This window comes from Phycisphaeraceae bacterium (genome assembly GCA_019454185.1).
In the GTDB taxonomy this organism is placed as follows: Bacteria; Planctomycetota; Phycisphaerae; order Phycisphaerales; family UBA1924; genus JAHBWV01.
Genome location: CP075368.1, coordinates 1,090,730 through 1,109,306, shown reverse-complemented (window position 1 = coordinate 1,109,306; position 18,577 = coordinate 1,090,730). Strand labels below are relative to the sequence as shown.

Genomic DNA, 18,577 nt, shown 5'->3' with positions numbered 1-18,577 from the left:
ATTTTGCTGAATGCGAAAGACGTGCCACTCGACACACACCGGTGTGCTGGCCAACGACCTCAGGCGGGATGACCAGCGGGTTCGGCGTCCGCCGTCGGCCGCGGCCGACGAGCGCCAACGTCCTCGTCGCCGTCGGCTTCGGGCTGCTTGAACTCCGCGATGGCACGGACGAACTGGCGAGAAACTGCGATCAGCCGTATGCCGCGGAGATCAAGGATCACCGGCCCAACGTGACCTCCACCTGGCTGGAGAACTGCGCACGCGAGGAATGGCAGAGAAATGGCCCGAATCTGAAGGGGCATTCCAAAGCCAAGCGGCGGCCCCTCGCGGCACGGCCGGCCTGACATCCGCCGCTCCGGTTCCTCTGGGCAGGTACGCGGAGCAGCAGCCACCGAGTGCACCGCCACATAGGCTCCAACGCGAAGGTCGTCGGGGGCGAGGATCGATCCGGATGGTTTCTGGCTCGTCATGCCGGTGCTATGGCAACGGCCGTGCCAAGAGTTGACGCGAGATTTCGGGCGGCGATGCTCGCACCGCCCATGCTGGATACAATGCCCGTTGTCCGCAGCACAAATGGAGTTGTCCAATCGCCCAAGGCATTCGAAAACTCGTCTTCTGCTGGATCGGAGACGCCGACCTGTTTGCCTGGTCGGCCGCCGCTGGCGAAGTCGCCGTGGAAGCTGTGAAGCAGCTCCTCGGTAAGCAACTTCGGCACGTTGAAGGGTCAGGCCCGGTCAAGACCCTGACGGATCAGGTCGAGTTCGATGAGGTTCACCTGCTGAGCGATAAGGAGCCTGAACTCGCCAAGCAGTTCGCTGCCTGGATCGGCTCAAAGGCCCGTGTCCACACCGTCAGGCTTCCGAGTCCCGTCGACTATTCCGCCATCTTCGAGGCCGCTGACGGAGTGCTTGGCAAGGTCACGTCGCAGGTTCAAGGTGAGTGCTCGGTGTCAATCCACCTGAGCCCCGGGACGCCGGCGATGACGGCCGTTTGGGTACTTTTGGGCAAGAGCCGGTATCCAGCGACCTTCTACCAGACCTTCCGCGGTCGCGTGATCCCCACGTCGATTCCATTCGACCTACTCGTCGACTACCTCCCGACCGTACTCCATGCTTCCGATCGGTTGATCCAGGGCGCGAACGTCGCCGACGCCGCCAGTGAAGGCTTCGGAGGCGTGATCGGCCGGAGCCCCCAGATCCGCGAAGCCATCACCCGCGCCAAGCGAATCGCCCTCCGAGACGTTGGCGTTCTCCTCCTTGGCGAGAGCGGCGTCGGCAAGGATGTCTTTGCCCGCGCGCTGCACGCTGCCAGTCGTCGCAGCGCCAAACCCTTCGTCGCCATCAACTGTGCCGCTGTGCCGAAAGAACTCCTCGAATCTGAGCTGTTCGGCCACAAAAAGGGTTCGTTTACAGGTGCAGCCGCAGATCGGGTGGGAGCTTTCGAACAGGCGGATTCCGGCACCCTCTTCTTGGACGAGGTCGGTGAGTGTGACCTTTCGATGCAGGCCAAGCTCTTGCGTGTGCTTCAGCCCGGACAGGATGAGCCTCCATCGGCCCGCACGTTCAAGCGGGTTGGCGATTCCGAAGACAGGCACTCTGACGTCAGGATCATCGCCGCAACCAACCGCGATCTTCAGGCCGAGGTGGCTGCGGGCAGGTTCCGCGAGGACCTGTACTACCGGCTGGCCGCGTTTACGCTGAAAATCCCGCCGCTCAGGCAACGAACGACCGACATCCCCGCCATCGCTGACCACCTGCTCGCCCGGATTAATGCAGACTTCGCCAAAGCCGAACCCGGCTACCAAGACAAGCGGCTTTCTGTGGGCACAAAGAGGTTTCTCTGCCAGCAGGCCTGGCCGGGGAATGTACGACAACTCCAGAATGTCCTCCTCCAGGCGGCAGTGATGATCGATGGTCCGTCGATTGAACCACGAGACATCGAGGCGGGGCTGTCGGACTCTGCACGCGGCGATCGCCTGCTCGGTGCGGAGTTGCCTATCGGCGAGGGTTTTTCGCTCACAAAGCACCTCGAAGAAGTCCAGCGGCGCTATTTGGCCCGCGCCATGCAGGAGGCAAACGGCAAAAAGACCGTGGCTGCCAAGCTCCTCGGCTATCCCAGCTACCAGACGCTTGCGGCGCAGCTTGAACGTCTAAAGGTAGATTGGGACGAGGGATTAGACGGCGTCTAGGGAGGCCTTGCCGTTGGCACGCAGCTTGCATTAGGGTCACTGGAAGGATCAGAACCACGATGAGCCGGAATGAAAGCACAACCCGAAAGGAACTCATCGAGCCGGCGCTCGCGTCGGCTGGATGGGCTTGGACGTCGGACGTCCAGATTGGTCCCGGACGGGTCAACATCACCGGCGATTCGATGTACGACGAGTCGCAGAGCATCATCGCTGACTATGTGCTTCGCTGCCGCCAGCTCCCGTTGGCCGTGCTCGAAGCAAAGGCAGAGCTGGAATCGGCTGCCGATGGAATCCAACAGGGATCGCGGTATGCCCGCCGCCTTGGGATTCGGTTCACAATCGCCACGAACGGCCGGGAATATCTGCTCACCGACACCGAATCCGGCGATCTCGAAACTCTGTCCGCACCGCCAACGCCGGCGCAGATTCTCCACAAGCTCGGAATCGATATCGACTGGGACCGCTGGGCACCGGCCCTGGAGACTCCGTGGCACATTGACCAGGTGACGCGGAAGAACGTTCGGCCTTACCAGGAGATGGCCATTACCAAGGTCATCTGCGCATTCGCGTCGGGTCGCCGTCGCGCTCTGTTGCTCATGGCGACCGGCACCGGCAAGACCTTCACGGTCTTTCAACTGGTCTGGAAGCTCGCGCAGAGTGGCGTTCTCCCTAAGGGACGGGTGCTGTTCCTGACTGATCGGAACTCCCTGAAAGATCAGGCGTACCGAGCGTTCGCCTCGTTTGCCGCGGACGAGCGGGTCGTGATCGACAAGGACACCGTCTCCGCGGGTCGTCACCGCATTGGCAAGGTGTTCTTCGCGAACTACCAGAACCTCGACGAGGAACTCGACGGCAAGAAGCTCTTCGAGCACTACGAGCCCGATTTCTTTGACCTCGTCATCGTCGACGAGTGCCACCGGTCAGGCTTTGGCGACTGGTTCGGCGTGTTTGAGCACTTCAAGTCAGCGTACCAGCTTGGTCTCACCGCCACGCCTCGCGAACTCGACCAGCAGGGCGTCCCCCTGACCGACGCGGAGAAGCGGCGCGACACGTACGAGTACTTCGGCGATCCGATCTATACGTATTCGCTTCGTCAGGCAATCGAAGACGGCTATCTCGTGCCGTACCTGCTCGAGGAGCGGGTGACAAACTTGGACGCCGCGGGCTTCACCGCGCCAGACGGCAAGACTTACGACACCGCGAACTTCGAGCGGGACATCCGCATGCCGGACCGCACGAAGTTCATCGCGGAGGATCTCTGGGCCTTGCTCGGGCAGTACGCTCTGCGCGATGAGAAGACGATCGTCTTCTGTGTGGACGACACACACGCGGCGTTCATGGCCCAGGAACTTCGGCGTGTATCGGGCGATCCCGATTACGCGGCCCGCATTACGCGCTCCGAGCGCAACTCGCACATGCTGGAGCGGACGTTTGCCGAGGTTGGTCGCGCCAAGCCGCGCGTGGCCGTCACCGTCGACCTGCTGACCACTGGGTTTGATGCGCCCGATGTCAAGAACATCGTGTTCGCCAGGCCGATCAAGAGCAGCATCCTGTACAAGCAGATGAAGGGCCGCGGCACACGCCTGTGCGAGGACATCGACAAGCGGTACTTCACGATCTTCGATTACGTCAGGGCCGCGTCGCTCGAAGATGCCGAGTTCGACGGCCATCCTGCAAACGTGCAGAAGAGCAAGGCGGCTTCCAAGAAGAAGCCTTCAACGACCACGCCCACCGAGAAGCCGATCGGCAATGGCGCGACCCTCTTCCTGTCCGCATCAGAGCGGTACGTCTGCTTGGCCGACGGGCGCAAGATCCCGTTTGACGACTACATCCAGCAGTCGAAGGCGATCATTCGCAAGATCGCTCCCAGTTCAGTGGCAGACCTGCTGAAGCTCTGGGTTGATCGCTCGACCCGGCGCGATATCCGGGCAGAACTCGTGGATCAAGACATCCACCTCGCCGCATTCCGTCACTTTCTCGACTTGGAGGAGACCGACGATGTCGACATCCTCTCCAAAGTCGGGTTCGACCTTCCCCGCGTGCCAGCACGTCACGACCGAGTCGTCCGCTTCTGGGACCAGGATTCCCCGTGGCTGATCCGCAATGTTGGCGAGGACTCCGTCCCGGAGCCCGAGCGCTTCAAGTCCAAAGTCTGGGAAACCAGTCTGGATCACTACGCACTCTTCGGAATCGATGATCTGGAAAAGGGCGCCACCTACAGCGCCCCGCAGTTCGTCGAGCAGTTCGGCAGTTTCAGCAGTCTCCTGGCTCGCTACGGCGGAGCCGCGGCCCTCAAGGCGGACCTTGAGGCTGTCAAGCAGCACCTGTATGTCCCCATGATCGCGTGAGAGAAGGATCTCGATGCCCCCAGTCGCCCCCGCCAGGAAGAATGGTTCGCTTGAGCACCGCCGCCAAGAGGTTCAGCAGGCCGTCAAGAACGCTTGCGACCAACTGAACAGCGACGGCGTCAATGCGCGCGACTACGTCGAGCAGTTGGCGTGGCTCTTCTTCCTGAAGGCGTTTGACGAGACCGAGAGCAGGCTCGAGGAGGAAGCGGCGTTCGAGGGCGAGACCTACAAGCGCCGTCTCCGCGGCGAGTTCCGCTGGTCGGCTTGGGCATCGCTCACCGACAAGCCTGACGACATGCTCAAGTTCGTCAACGGTCCCCTTTGGGACAAGCTGACGGGAACGGGCAAGGACGGCGTCGGCGATGACGCCGTTGGAGACAGATTCCGCCGCATCTTCACGTCGGTGCGGAACCACTCCCGCCGTGGGGCAGCGTTCGCCCGCACAGTCGAGCAGGTCAACAGGCTCCACTTCAGCGATGAATCGGACGTCATCGTGCTCTCGGAGTTGTACGAGAACCTGCTCAAGCAGGTCGCTGCGGACTCGGCCGGGTACGCGGGGGAGTTCTACACCCAGCGCCACATCATCCGCGCGATGGTTCAGGTCGTGAAGCCCGGAAAACAGGACCGGGTCTACGACCCTTGCTTCGGGACCGCTGGCTTTCTTGGCGAGGCCGCGGAGTACATCCGCAAGAACTCCGGCCGGCTGAGCGACAGCGACCTCAAGCGCCTTCAGAACGAGACCTTCTTCGGGATCGAGCTGAAGCCACTGACGTACCTGCTGGGCACTATGAACATGCTGCTTCACCGCATCGAGGGCGCCCGGTTGGAGATGGCAAACACTCTTGAGCTTCACAGCGCCAACGTGCCGGAGAAGAACAAGTACAGCGTCATCCTCTCGAATCCCCCGTACGGCGGCAAGATGTCTCGCGAGTTGCAGACCAACTTCACGATTCAATCTGGTTCTACGGAGATCCTCTTTCTGCAGCACATCATGGCCACCTTGGCTAAGGGTGGCCGAGCGGCAGTGATTGTCCCAGAGGGCGTGCTCTTCCGGGGCGGCCCCGACGCGAAGGTGCGAAAGAAGCTCATCGAAGAGTTTGACCTGCACACTGTCCTGTCCCTTCCCGCTGGCTGCTTCTTGCCGTACACGGGCGTCAAGACAAACGTTCTGTTCTTCGATCGACCCTCAGCGGGAGGCGGAACGAAGAGTGTGTGGTACTACGAGCTCACCAACGATGGCTTCGAACTGAGGCAAACCCGCCGCCCCATTCCTGGCGAGCAGCTTTCTGATTTCTTGGGAAAGATGTCCAGCCGTCCAGAGGCCAGCAACTCTTGGAGCGTCTCCTACGACTCGATTGCGAATGCGGCGTTCGACCTATCTGCACGCAATCCGAACACCCCTGCCGACGTCGAACACCAGCCGGCACTACAGCTCGTTCAATCCATTCGCTCGAAGGAAGAGCGCATCACGGAGCTTCTCACGGAGCTTGAGTCACTGCTGGAGGATCCAGAGTGACGCATTCTGCCACATCACAACCCCTTGGCTCTCTCTGTCGACTCCAAAACGGCCGCGCTTTCAAACCGACGGACTGGAGCGACACCGGATTGCCCATTATCCGGATTCAGAACTTAAACGACATCGAGGCGCCATTCAACCATTTCGACGGTGAAGTCGAAGACAGACACCTTATCCGCGACGGCGATGTCCTTCTCTCGTGGTCGGGCACTCCGGGAACGTCGTTTGGCTGCTTTATCTGGGATCGAGGCTCGGCCGTCCTCAACCAGCACATTTTCAAAGTGCAGGTCGACACCGCAACCGTCGAGAAAGAGTTCTTTGTACACGCGGTAAACTCCCGCCTGGGGGAGATGATTGATCTATCTCATGGTGGTGTGGGTCTGCGGCACATCACGAAGTCCAAGCTCGAACAGATAGAGCTGCCCACCCCCCCCCGAGACAAGCAAAGGTCAATTGTCACGCGGATAACGGCAGCTTTGGACCGCGTACATGAAGCCAGTCGGTTGCACTCGACCGCTTTGGCGGAAGCCAATGCACTCCCGGCTGCGGTATGCGGCGACTTGTGCCAATCGGAGGAGTGGCCACTGCTACCAATCGAGTCGGTCGTGTCGAACACCCGGAACGGCCGCTCGATAAAGCCCGGTGGCGAGGAGAGCAACGGGCGAGTGCTCACGTTGTCAGCTGTGCGAGATGTCTTCCTCGACACACAATGCGCCAAGCCCATCGTGCTGGAGCCGAGCGTGGCCAACGACTTCAGCATCAACGCCGGTGAGGTCTTTGTGTCGCGCTCCAACACACGGCAGTTGGTGGGGCTCGCTTCGGTCGCCCTTGAGAATGGTCCTGCCTCGCTGATCTATCCGGACTTGCTCATCAAGCTCGTTCCAGATCCCAGTCGCATCCGGGGCAAGTACTTGGCTTTCGCGCTCCGAATTCCAAGTTCTCGCGATCAGTTGAAAGGTGCCGCCCAGGGAAGCAGCCAAACTATGGTCAAGATCTCTGGTGCGGCCCTTCGACAGATCAGGATTCCCGTACCGCCCTTGGTCGATCAAGATCGAATCATCGCGAAGATGGAGGCGGCCTACGCACTCTCGACTGCACTCCGTTCCGAGTTGCGGTCAATCAATACCGCAGCGCTATCAAACGCGGTCATCCGAAAGCTAATCCCTGGAGCGCCGAACGCGTGAAGATCGCTCGAATCCACATCGAGAACTTCCGCTCGATCAAGTCCCTCGACTTCGACCCCGGGTCCTACTGCGTCCTGATTGGCGAGAACAACTGCGGGAAGTCGAACATTCTGCGGGCGCTCAACCTTGCTCTCGGCGAGACTTGGCCGAGCGAGCGGAGTTTCACTGAGGAGGACTTCCACGGCCAAGACACGGTCAACGACATCGTCATCCAGGTGTACTTCGACACGGTCGTTGAGGAGTGGCGCAACAACTTCAAGATGGAGATTAGGGGCATCGAGCTTCGATGCAAGGCCTACAAGCGAGCCGTGAAGGGCAAGCCCGCTGGCTCGCTCAAAGTCGACTATGTTTGCATCGGCGCCGACGGCAAGGTGGTCTCGTGCCCGGCAGAACCGCTGCAGAAGGGACAACAGTTCAAGGGTCAGTGGTTGCCTCAGAGGGTGAGTGGCGACCTCCGAGAGTCCATTCCCTTCATCTACGTCGATGTCCTTCGGGAGTATGACCGGCAGAACCCCAGCAGCCGATGGTCAGTGCTGCGCAGGCTGTTCAACGAGGTCAACGCGGAGTTCAACAGCGACAAGACCGCCGTCAAAGTGCGGCAGCCTGACGGCTCAGAGGTCAAGATGACTCGCCGCGAGGCGTTCGAGCAGACTGTCCAAGGGGCGTACAAGTACCTCCGCACGGAGCGCTTCGAGGAGATTGAATCGCGCCTTGCGGCCAACGCCATGGAGCAGATGGGCCTTGCCGAAGGCGACAACAAGGTCGGCCTCCGATTCGGGAGCCACGATTCGACCAACGCCTTCAAGTCTCTTGATCTGTACGTGGACCAGCTGGGCATCAGCAGCCCGGCCGGTGAAGTCGGTGCCGGTCTGCAAAGCGCCATCGTCGTGGCCATCTTCCGCACCTACGAGGAGCTGAAGAAGACGGGCGCCATCATCGCGATCGAGGAGCCCGAGGTATTCCTCCACCCGCAGAAGGCCCGGTACTTTGCCGGCGTCTTGCGCACGCTCACCGAGAAGGGCAATCAGGTCTTCCTCACGACCCATTCGCCCGTTTTCGTCCAGATTCACACGCCCGAGTCTGTCGCGCTCGTTCGACGGAACGCCGCTGACGGGACAAAGGTCTCTCAGGCCGCCAAGGTCGAGCTCGCGGAGACCGACCGGCAGGCTCTGCGATTGCTCACCGAGTTCGACTCTCAGCGGAACGAGATGTTCTTCGCCAAGAAGGTCATGCTGGTCGAGGGAGCGACGGAGAAAGTCGCACTTCCGCTGGCCTTCAAGGCTCTTGGAGTGGACATCAACAAAGAGAATCTCTCGGTCATCGAGTGTGGCGGGAAGACGAAGATCCCGCTGTTCGCCCGTGTGGCGAAAGCGCTGGATATTCCCTTCGTGATTCTGGCCGACCACGACGTGCGGGAGATCAAGTCCGATTGGTCAGAGGGTCGCAAGAAGGAGCAGACGGAGAAGAACTTGAAGCACGAACGCTGGAACAGCGACCTTGTGGCCGCGGCCGCCTACGAGAAGCGTGTGTTCTTCCTGCGCCCAACATTTGAAGACGTGATGGGCCTATCTGGCGACGACAGTCAGAAGGTGGACCAGGCGTTCGAGAAGTTCACGACCATTACCGGAGCCACGCTTCCCGCCGCTCTCCGGGATCCGATCCAAGCGCTACTCGGCACGCAGATTGCACAGAAGGCTGAAGAGAAAGCGAGTGTCGCTTAGGCATGGAAAGCCGCGGATGGACAGTTTCTGAAGCCTCGATGGAGGAACTCCGCCGACAAGGTCGGTGGATCAAGGGCATCGAGTTCTCCCCTGAGGAGGTCGGCCTGCTCGCGCTCCTGCTGTATCTCCGCTGGCTCGACCACGACGAAGCCGAGCGTGAGGCAATTGCCTCGTTTGACGATGCGCCGTTTGAGCGCAGGATGCCCCGGTTCCTGAGATGGGAGGCATGGCGTCATTTCAGAGGCGAGAGGCTCTGGGAGTTCGTGCAGCGCACCGTCCCCGATGGCGCATCGAGCGGCTTGGGTCGACTTCCCCGGCGCTTGGACACGCTCTTCGCGGGCACGTTCTTCGCCGCGAAAGGTTCGTCGCCGGCGATTTTGGATCGATTCGTCGACTGGGTCGGGGAACTGGACTTCAGCACCAGGACGGGTAATGACCGCGCCTCAGCGATCTTGGAGCTCGCGATTGACCGCTGCACTAAGCGGCGGGAGTTTGGGCAGTATTCGACGCCGCGGCGGATCGTCGATCTGATCGTTGAGTTCGCGGACCCCAAAGCCGGGGAGCGCATTTACGACCCATGCTTCGGGATGGGCGGACTGCTGGTGGCATGTGGCCGGCGCATTTTGCAGTCCACCAAACGGATACGCGTGCCGGAGTGGGAACGCGTGCGATCCGACAGCCTGTTCGGCGTCGAGATTAATCCTCTGGCGTTCCTCATCGGTGCCACGCGCGTCGCGCTTGCCGGCATCCCCGAGGCCGGTCTTGAACTCGGTGACGCGCTCGAACGGCCGACCGGCAAGTCGGCCGGCGCTGGCTTCGATTGCATCGTTTCAGTGCCCCCGTGGGGACGCCGTTCCGACGTGCTGCCGGAGCGGACCGGGCTCCCGGTGCCATCTGGCGACCTGGCCAATCAGTTCCTGCAGCACATCATGGCTTCGATGAGGCCCGGCGGCCGCGCTGTTGTCGCGCTGCCAGAGGGCGTTTTGTTCCGATCAGGGCCAGACCGCCAGGTGCGCAAGCGCCTGCTCACGGAGTTCGACGTCGAGGGGGTCATCGGCCTCCCCGAAGGCGCATTTGCCCCACTGACCAGCATCCGCACGAGCCTGCTGCTGTTTCGTCGAGCGCCGAGCCGCAAGACGGTGCGATTCCTGTCGGTCCCTGCTTCGCGTCCCGAAGTGATCGGCGAGTTCGCCGCCCTGAAGAACGAGGAGATGGTGGCGCAGTTCCGGAGCGGGTCTGGAGCCGACACCTGGGACCGGACTGTCGAAGACCTCGTCCGCCACGATTGCGAACTGGTGGCCCGCCGATCCGGCGACGAGGAGTTGACCACATTCCTCGATTCTGTGAGGCGGGAGCTTCCCGCATCTCGAATTGTCTCCCTCCGCGAAGTCGCCGATGTTCGCGCCGGTGTGTCATATCAGCGTGACCGGGTGACCGACGTGCCTGGGGGCGATCCAGCGGCGAGCCGGGGTCTCATTCGCGTTGCGGACCTCGTCGAGGGTCGCATCCGACCGCCGACCATGTTTATGGACTTGGCCGTCACAGGCGAGCTGGACGAACGCGCCGTGCTCAAGCCGGGCGACATCGTCGCTTCGATCTCAGGCTCGGTCGGCAAGATCGCGGCCGTCGACGTGCACTCGCAGGGATTCGTGGCATCGAAGAGCATTGCGGTTATCCGCCCACACAGCACCATCGGTGTCGGTTTCCTTGCTGCCCTGCTGGCGTCGGAGCCTTACCAGGCATGGATGAAAGGGCATGCTCGTGGTGTTTCCATTCAGCACCTTTCGCCTCGACTACTCGCGGAACTTCCGATTCCGATGGTTCCGCCGGCGGTGCAGCAGCAAATGGCCGCATCGTCGCGGCGGTCCTTGGCGGAGCTCGTTTCTGTCGTCCGCAGGCCTTCGGCCGTAGACCAGCAGCTTGAGCAGTTGTGGGAGGAAGTTCGATCGATCGATCGGTCCTCGTCCGACCCGCTTCCAGTGTTGCGTCGCTGGTCTGAACTCCTTAGGCACTGGAGAAACCAGACGGTTCACGGAGAGCGGCCTGCGGACCAGCCCGTTCGAGAGTGGCTGCTTCGCACATCGGACGCACTGCGCCCGCTGGCTGACACCGACCGGCTGAAGTCTGGCACGTCGTGGGTCGCCCTGCTCCAAGCTGTGCGATCGAGCCTCGATACCCGCGATGACCACCTGACCAAGTGGCTCGCGAGCACGTCGTTCCAGTGGAGGGAGATTGACGATCGGCTGCGCTCCCGTGTGAGGGAGGCGCTTGCCGCCATGTACGGCGAGGTGCGGCTTGAGTTCAAGCTGCAGCCCAATCCATATGTGGTTGGTTCCCCGGACGGAGTGTGGCTGCTCGTACAGAACCGCTCATCGCTGCCCGTGCGAGAGCTGGAGATCGAGACCAGTCCGCAGGCGGGAGAAGTCATGCTTCCCCTGCTCGCGGAGCAGGCCGAACAGGCGGTACCGCTCGAGTTCGCACTGCCGCTCGTTCCGGGGCCGTTGCCGTTGCACATCACATGGCGGGCCACAGCATTGGATGGCAAGGTGCATGAAGGCAGAACCTCTCTCGTTCTGGACGTGCAGCCGAACTCGGCCGACACCCAACCGCGTGACATCGGCACCAACCCCTACATCGTCGGCCCGATCGTTGACCGCGATGAAATGTTCTTCGGGCGTGGTCCACTGGTTGACCGAGTGCGCCGCCAGGTGAACTCGCCGAATCGCCAGACGGTCATCCTCTTGGAGGGCAATCGCCGGAGCGGCAAATCGTCTGTTCTGCGCCGGCTTCAGTCACCGGAGATGCTGTCAGATTGGCTCGTGGTTCCTTGCCAGTTTCAGGGGGGCGAGGGTGACCCGACCAAACCAGGTCTGCCCACTAGAGAAGTGTTTCGCCTCGTTGCAAGGGACATTGGCCTCGCGGCCATGAAGAGCGGCGTAGAAATCTGGCCTCAAGGCGTCGCTGCTCGTGAACCCGGAACCTCGTTTGATCTCGCCTTCAAGCGAGCGCTCGATCGTGTGATTGGTAGCGACCAGCCGTTCCAGGATTTCGAGCAGTACGTCAAGCAGGTGCTCGTCGCGATGAAGCCGAAGCGACTGTTGCTCTTGCTCGATGAGTTCGACAAGCTGCAGGAGGGTATCGACAGCGGTGTCACAAGCCCCCAAGTACCGGAGAATCTCCGATACCTGCTGCAGTCCCACCCCGAAATCTCGGCGGTGTTCAGTTATTCGCGGCTCATGGGCCGGCTACGGCGGCACTACTGGTCGATTCTCTTCGGCATGGGCATCCCGATGCCGGTGGGCGCATTGGATCCTGCCGATGCTGCACGACTGGTTGAGGAGCCCGTGAAGGGGCGCGTGCGCTTCACAGCGGGTGCCCGGGACATGGTGGTTTCGGAGTGCGCATGTCAGCCATTCCTTATACAGAGTGTGTGCAGTGAGCTGTTTGATAGCCTTGCGGCAGAAGGCGGCCGACTCGTTGACGAGAAGTTGGCACGCAGGGTATTGGACCAGGTCGCAGAGCGGAGCGAGCATTTTTCCACCCTTTGGGACGCGGCCGGCACGGAGCGCCGTCGCCTGTTGATCGCGCTGTGCGAGAGCCTCGCACAAGGACCGGACCCCGTCACATTGGAACTGCTGGAGGCCAAGCTTGCCGAGCAACGCATTCCCTTGCCCAAGAGTGACAGCCTCGGCGAGGATCTGGATGTCCTCCGGCAGCTAGAGGTTGTGTCGCTAAATCGGACAACGCAGGGCTCGGTGTATCGCCTGCTCGTACCCTTGATGGCTGCTTGGGTCCGAAACAACGTGGACGTTGCTGACCAGATGCGGCGTGCCTCTCGGGAGGCTGTGGAGAAGCTTCAGTGAGCACTACGCCATACTCGTTGTCTGCAGTCAATCTCGGGCCGACACTCGGTCGCACTCGCGAGATGACACGCATCGTCAGCGCCCTCACGAAGCCCACGCCTGATCATCTCACAATCGTCGGTCCGAAGCGCTTTGGAAAAACGATGGTCCTGCGAGCGACAGTGGCAGTGCTCTCCGATCCAAAGAAGGGTTACGTGGGCGCAGGCTACTGGGATCTTCGCCATGATCGCCCCGAATCTGACGCCGCGTTCCGTAGCAAGCTCGCCGCTCATCTGAAACAAGCGCTGGTGGCGAATCGACCAGACTTTGCTGCGCTGTTGGACCCCAACGACCCCGCCGGCTTAGGCCTGCAGATGGTGGTTGATGAGCTCGCGAAGACCAAAGAGCGAGTGCTCTTGGTCCTTGATGGATTCGACCATGCACCGATTGGGGATGGACTGACTGTGAATTTACTCGGCCAACTCCGACAGTTGGCCGATGGATCTGCCCTCAGATTCGTAACGGGGAGTCGCGCCAAGCTCCGGGAGGTTTGTCGCACCGTCGCGGCACAGGAGTCCGATTTCTGGAACGTCTTCAACCCGAATCCCATCGAGATTGGCAGATTCGACGATGGCGATTGGGACGATCTGCTCCGACCGTGTGTTGAAGCTGGGCTTACCGTCGAGGGGCCGGCGAAGGCAGAGCTTAAGAACTGGACAAATGGCGTTCCGTTGCTGACCCTCGCCCTCCTCGGCGAGCTGTACGCAGCCTCCGCGACGCGAGGCTCAATCACAAAGGAGATGGTGGACAACACGGCGGCCGAGGCACTGGCGTCCCATGCCACGATTCTTGATGATTTGTGGGATGGCTGCAGTTCAGAGCTTCGAGACGACCTGCGAGCTGCGTCGCATTCTGACGGATGTCCAAGTTCTCAGATTCCGCAGGTGCGACGCCGAGACCTCTTGTCACGGGGCTTTATCGTGGAGACATCTGGGCGCGTGCGACTTGGGTGCCGTGTCTGGCAGTCGTTCATTGAACAACAAGCCAAGTCCGTTGAAGAGGTGGATCGACTTTTTGGATCTTCCGACTTTTGAGTGGGTACGGAAGTGCCGGAGGCCTTTGTCTCTGGTACGGGACGGCCTGGTGATTCGGTCGCCCACACCCCAACCGGCGGAGAATTCTACCGAACTCTTCTGCGTTGCTTGAGGCCTGAGGTTCGAGCGGTTCGGGCCGATTCCCGGGCCGGCCGCGCGCTCCGCCGATTGGGGTGCGGGCTCGACGGGCCGCTGCGGGCGGAGGCGCTGCGGGCAGGGCGCTGCGGGCAGGGCGCTGCGGGCGGAGGCGCTGCGGGCGGGCCGCTGCGGGCGGGGCGCTGCGGTCATAGCGTCCCGCATGGAAAGCAACCAGCTGTATCAGCAGATCCTGGATTTGCGAGCGCCGTGGCGGGTGAGCGAAGTCAAGCTGGACCTCGAGGGCGGACGCGTGGACGTGATGGTCGAGCACCTTGCGGACACGCCGCGATGCTGCCCCGAGTGCGGCAAGGCCTGCCCCGGCTACGACCACTCGCGGCGAAGCTGGCGGCACCTGGACACGTGCCAGATGCAGACGATTCTGACGGCGGATGTGCCGCGGGTGAAGTGTCCCGAGCATGGAGTGCTTCAGGTGAGCGTGCCCTGGGCCCAGCCCAGGGGGCGGTTCACGGCGCTGTTCGAGGCGCTGGTGATCCACTGGCTCGAGCAAGCCTCGATCAAGGCGGTGGCGGTGCGTCTGGGGCTGAGCTGGGACGAGGTGGACGGGATCATGACGCGGGCGGTGGAGCGTGGCTTGTCGCGGCGTGAGCACCGGGCGCCCACTCGGCTGGGCGTGGACGAGACCAGCTTCCAGCGCCGGCACGAGTACGTGACGGTGGTGAGCGACCAGGAGCGGGGCGTGGTGGTGCACGTGGCCGACGATCGCGGCAAGCAGACGCTGGAGGACTATCTGCTGTCGCTGAGCCAGGAGGAGCGCGGAGCGATCGAGGTGATGGCGATGGACATGTGGGAGCCGTACATCCGCGCGGCAGAGGAGCACGTGCCTGAGGCGGCGGAGAAGATCGCCTACGACAAGTTCCATGTGGCCCGGCATCTGGGGGACGCGGTGGACAAGGTGCGGCGGCGCGAGCACCGCGAGCTGATGGTGCAAGGGGACCAAAGGCTCAAGGGCACCAAGCACCAGTGGCTGCGCCATCCCAAGCACCAGGACGACGCCCGGGACCGGGGCCGGTTCGCGGCCCTGCGCACCAGCACGCTCCGGACGGCGCGAGCCTGGTCGCTCAAGGAAGCGGCGATGGAGGCCTGGGAGCACACGGACGAGATCAACGTGCGGGCGATGTGGAAGTGGTGGCTGGGCTGGGCAAGCCGCTGCCGGCTGGAGCCGATGAAGAAGGTGGGGCGGATGATCAAGGAGCACCTCCAGGGAATCGTGACCGCGATCCTCAAGAACGCGACCAACGCCGGGGCCGAGTCGATCAACGCACGAATCCAGAAGATCAAGCGCATGGCCTGCGGCTTCCGAAATCGCGCCCGCTTCCGCAACGCCATCTACTTCCACCTCGGAGGGCTCAACCTCCTCCCCTCCGCAGTTACCCACTCAAATGTCTGAAGCCCCGACTTTTTAGCGATGCAACGCGATTTGACAGGAACATGCGTCGCGTGCTTGAACTTCGCCTTGATGGGCTTCGGGGCACCGTGTCCGCGGGTCTGGAGAGTGCCGTGCGAGCAGCCATTCAAGATCTCGCATCGGATCCTGGAGTATCGATCGGACGAGGGCGGCTCGTGCTGGATCGGGCGTTGTCAGAGGTGGCGAAGCTGGAGAACATTCAGGGTGATGCCATCCCGGCATCCTGGCTATCTGAGTGGAAGAGCAGCGGACGCACGTTCACCGGGATCATGGACGAAGCCCTTCGAACCGGGAAGTTCCCCGCGAAACCGAAGGCCATCCTCGCGGTATTGAGAACCGCGACTGGCGATGTGGGGGCGCGGAGAGTGGCAAAGTTCTTGTCCAAAGCAACGTCCAACCTGCTCGACTTTGTGGCGGCCGTCGGTGATTTCGCGCAACACCCGGAGGGAGAGGAAGTAGAGCCAGGCTTTGCCAACGCTTTTTGCTTCGCTTCCGTGGAACTATGTGCGTCCATCGCGTCGGACCTCCAAGCAGCGGCGACACCAGCGAGGTCGAGCCCAGCGGGCGGCAAGGTGTAGTACATCGCTTGGGAATCCAACGCCACTGGTCGCTTCGGAGCGGAAGTGAAGGAGCCTTTCATGCCAGAGCCGGGTATCGGCAAACTCGAGCGCGTCCCTCTCCGCGAAGTCTGGAAGCATGAAGCCCTGGACTTCACAAAGTGGCTTGAGGGCAACATCGACGTGCTCGGCGAACTCCTCGACCTGGTCCTGACGAACGTCGATCGCGAGCAGGACGCTGGAGATTTCAGCGTCGACCTCGTCGCCGAGGACTCCCTTGGTGAGGCCGTCATCATCGAGAACCAGCTCGGCAAGAGCGACCACGACCATCTCGGAAAGCTGCTGACCTACCTCGCCGCGCTTGAGGCCAAGACCGCCATCTGGATAGTCGGCGAGCCACGTCCGGAGCATGTCAAGGCGGCCGGATGGCTCAATGAATGCGGTCTTGCACGGTTTTACCTCGTCAAACTGGAGGCGGTCCGAATCGGCGGATCGTCTCAGGCACCGCTCCTCACGCTGATCACCGGACCGAGCGAGGGGACGACCGAAGCCGGGGAGAAGAAGAAGGAGCTCGCTGGGCGGCATGATTCCCGTTATCGCTTTTGGACGGGATTACTTGAGCGAGCGAAGCAGCGCACGAAGCTCCACGCCAACATCTCGCCCGGCACCTCCGGCTGGGTGGGAGCATCCGGCGGCCGCAGTGGGCTCGCCTTCAACTACGTCATTCTGAAGAAGGGCGCTCGTGTCGAGTTGTACATCGATGTGGATACCGACTCCGGGGAGGGCAACAAGAAGTTGTTCCGCAGGCTGGAAGAGCAGAAGGCAGCCATCGAGGCGGACTTCGGCGGCGCGATGGAGTGGGATCCGCTCGAGGGTGCACGTGCCTGCCGGATCTCTGCGGCCGTCGACGTCGCCGGTTGGAAGGACGAGACCAACTGGCCCGCCGCGCAGGACGCCATGATCGACACCATGATTCGGTTCGAGAAAGCACTACGCCCCCGGCTAGACAGTTTGTGACCCGTGACGCCTGATCTCTGTGGCCTGCTCACTTTCCCATTCGGCAAGCAGCCAGTCTCCCAGGTGTTCGAAGAGAAGCGCATAGCGCTCTTTCGCGTCCGGTACATCCACAAACTCGATGTGGAAGTGGATCCCGGAAATCTCGATTTCCGACAACGGCAGATCGTCTGAAGATATCTGAGGAGGCGGCAACTCGGGACGGTCTGACCTTCCCCCACTTTCTGTACCAGGTCCTATGAGAGTCGGTTGATTGTACCGGCCATCGCCTCGATCATGAACGAATCCGTCTCGTGGGGGGTAGAGGGGTGAGTTTGAGAGGGGAGAGGGGCCTCGTCTCCCCTCTCAAGATTCGCCGCGTACACCGCCGGCGGGACATACCCCAGCGACGAGTGCGGCCGACGATGGTTGTACTCGTTCTTCCACGCCGCGGCCAGCGCCTTGGCCTCCCGCACATCCGCGAACTCTTCAGCGTTGAGCAGTTCATCCCGCAGCCGCGAGTGGAAGCTCTCGGCGTACCCGTTCTCCCACGGGCTCCCGGGCGCGATGTACAGGTTCTCTATGCCCGTGATCTCGGCCATCCGCCTGAGGGCCTTGGCCACGAACTCCGGTCCGTTGTCGCTGCGGATGTGCACCGGCACCCCGCGGATGATCATCAACTCCGTCAGCACATCAACAACGTCCGCGCCGGTGATGCACCGGTCCACCTCCAGCGCCAGGCACTCCCGTGTGAACTCATCGATCACGCTCAAGCACTTGAGCTGACGGTCACGCTCATCCCGGTCATAGATGAAGTCCACGCACCACACATGGTCCTTGTGCTCGGCCCGACGCCGCACGATGCCGTTCTCCGAGTGGCCCAGACGCCTGCGTTTGTGCTGCTTCTGGGGCACTCTGAAGCCCTCACGACGCCACAGCCGGTGCACACGCTTGAAGTTCACGCGGAACCCTTCGAGCCGCAGCATCCCGCACATCATCCGGTAGCCACGCCGAGGATGCCGACGGACCAGCTCGTGCATCCGCTGCACCAGACGCGCATCATCGTCTCTGGGCACAGCCTTGTACCGCTGGGTCGATCGCGCCTGGCCGAGCACGCGGCACACGCGCCGCTGCGACCGATGCAGTTGATTCTGTACGTGCGTCACGACGCCCCTCCTCCGCGAGGGGCTCGCGGCTTTCCCAGGTAGTCGTTGGCCTCCTTAAGGATCGAGATGTCGATCGCCTGCTCGGCCACCAGCCGCTTGAGCCGCGCGTTCTCGAGTTCCAGATCCTTCAGCCGCCGCGCCTCATCGGCCTGCATCCCGCCGTACTGGTTCCGCCATCGGGTGAAGGTCTGCTCGCTGACCCCCAGAGCCTGCACCACCTGCGCCACGCTCTTGCCCGCCGCGAGCATCGCGTCCGCCTCCCGCAGCTTCTTCACGATCTGTTCCGCCGAGTGTCTTGTCCGCTTCATCTTCGAGAGTCTCCTGGCCGCGACCGGCGGCCCTCGGGACTCTCATAGTTGGTGGATCAGGTTTCGGGGGGCAGGCCAGGTCTCTTGACTTCGGCA

The 18,577-nt window shown here is 62.1% G+C and carries 11 protein-coding genes and 1 pseudogene; 11 read left to right on the top strand and 1 reads right to left on the bottom strand.

Annotated elements, in window-relative coordinates; genetic code table 11:
• Positions 1 to 41: 41 nt before the first annotated feature.
• From KF838_04585 to KF838_04535, 11 genes are all read left to right on the top strand, one after another.
• Entirely contained in the window at positions 42 to 344 is a 303-nt protein-coding gene (locus tag KF838_04585; protein ID QYK49129.1) for a hypothetical protein, read from the top strand.
• Positions 345 to 673: 329 nt separating this feature from the next.
• A complete protein-coding gene (locus KF838_04580; GenBank protein ID QYK49128.1) occupies positions 674 to 2,188 on the top strand; it encodes a sigma-54-dependent Fis family transcriptional regulator in 1,515 nt (504 codons plus the stop codon).
• Between the two features lie 59 nt (positions 2,189 to 2,247).
• Entirely contained in the window at positions 2,248 to 4,536 is a 2,289-nt protein-coding gene (locus tag KF838_04575; GenBank protein QYK49127.1) for a DEAD/DEAH box helicase family protein, read from the top strand.
• A gap of 13 nt (positions 4,537 to 4,549) precedes the next feature.
• Complete coding sequence (locus KF838_04570; GenBank protein ID QYK49126.1) at positions 4,550 to 6,052, top strand: N-6 DNA methylase; 1,503 nt, start codon at positions 4,550 to 4,552, stop codon at positions 6,050 to 6,052.
• The gene (locus KF838_04565) at positions 6,049 to 7,236 is read left to right on the top strand and encodes a restriction endonuclease subunit S (GenBank protein ID QYK49125.1); all 1,188 of its coding nucleotides are present in this window, start codon (positions 6,049 to 6,051) and stop codon (positions 7,234 to 7,236) included. The genes KF838_04570 and KF838_04565 overlap by 4 nt, the downstream gene beginning before the upstream one ends.
• The gene (locus KF838_04560; protein QYK49124.1) at positions 7,233 to 8,957 is read left to right on the top strand and encodes an AAA family ATPase; all 1,725 of its coding nucleotides are present in this window, start codon (positions 7,233 to 7,235) and stop codon (positions 8,955 to 8,957) included. The genes KF838_04565 and KF838_04560 overlap by 4 nt, the downstream gene beginning before the upstream one ends.
• A gap of 2 nt (positions 8,958 to 8,959) precedes the next feature.
• The gene (locus KF838_04555) at positions 8,960 to 12,820 is read left to right on the top strand and encodes an N-6 DNA methylase (protein ID QYK49123.1); all 3,861 of its coding nucleotides are present in this window, start codon (positions 8,960 to 8,962) and stop codon (positions 12,818 to 12,820) included.
• Between the two features lie 62 nt (positions 12,821 to 12,882).
• The gene (locus KF838_04550) at positions 12,883 to 13,893 is read left to right on the top strand and encodes an ATP-binding protein (GenBank protein QYK49122.1); all 1,011 of its coding nucleotides are present in this window, start codon (positions 12,883 to 12,885) and stop codon (positions 13,891 to 13,893) included.
• 298 nt (positions 13,894 to 14,191) lie between these two features.
• Positions 14,192 to 15,439, top strand: a complete 1,248-nt coding sequence (locus KF838_04545) for an ISL3 family transposase (protein ID QYK49121.1) — start codon at positions 14,192 to 14,194, stop codon at positions 15,437 to 15,439.
• A gap of 173 nt (positions 15,440 to 15,612) precedes the next feature.
• On the top strand, positions 15,613 to 16,035 hold the full coding sequence (locus KF838_04540; protein ID QYK49120.1) for a hypothetical protein: 423 nt from the start codon (positions 15,613 to 15,615) through the stop codon (positions 16,033 to 16,035).
• Between the two features lie 60 nt (positions 16,036 to 16,095).
• Positions 16,096 to 17,031 (top strand): DUF4268 domain-containing protein, encoded by a 936-nt coding sequence (locus KF838_04535; GenBank protein ID QYK49119.1) that lies wholly within the window; start codon positions 16,096 to 16,098, stop codon positions 17,029 to 17,031.
• Positions 17,032 to 17,393: 362 nt separating this feature from the next.
• Here KF838_04535 and KF838_04530 read toward each other — a convergent pair.
• A pseudogene (locus tag KF838_04530) lies at positions 17,394 to 18,481 on the bottom strand (IS3 family transposase).
• Between the last annotated feature and the right edge of the window lie 96 nt (positions 18,482 to 18,577).

What these genes read in the sequence shown, in the direction of transcription:
- KF838_04575 (QYK49127.1), top strand. Translation starts at nt 2,248, where the DNA reads ATGAGCCGGAATGAAAGCACAACCCGAAAGGAACTCATCGAGCCGGCG.
- KF838_04570 (QYK49126.1), top strand. Translation starts at nt 4,550, where the DNA reads ATGCCCCCAGTCGCCCCCGCCAGGAAGAATGGTTCGCTTGAGCACCGC.
- KF838_04555 (QYK49123.1), top strand. Translation starts at nt 8,960, where the DNA reads ATGGAAAGCCGCGGATGGACAGTTTCTGAAGCCTCGATGGAGGAACTC.
- KF838_04550 (QYK49122.1), top strand. Translation starts at nt 12,883, where the DNA reads ATGACACGCATCGTCAGCGCCCTCACGAAGCCCACGCCTGATCATCTC.
- KF838_04545 (QYK49121.1), top strand. Translation starts at nt 14,192, where the DNA reads ATGGAAAGCAACCAGCTGTATCAGCAGATCCTGGATTTGCGAGCGCCG.
- KF838_04535 (QYK49119.1), top strand. Translation starts at nt 16,096, where the DNA reads ATGCCAGAGCCGGGTATCGGCAAACTCGAGCGCGTCCCTCTCCGCGAA.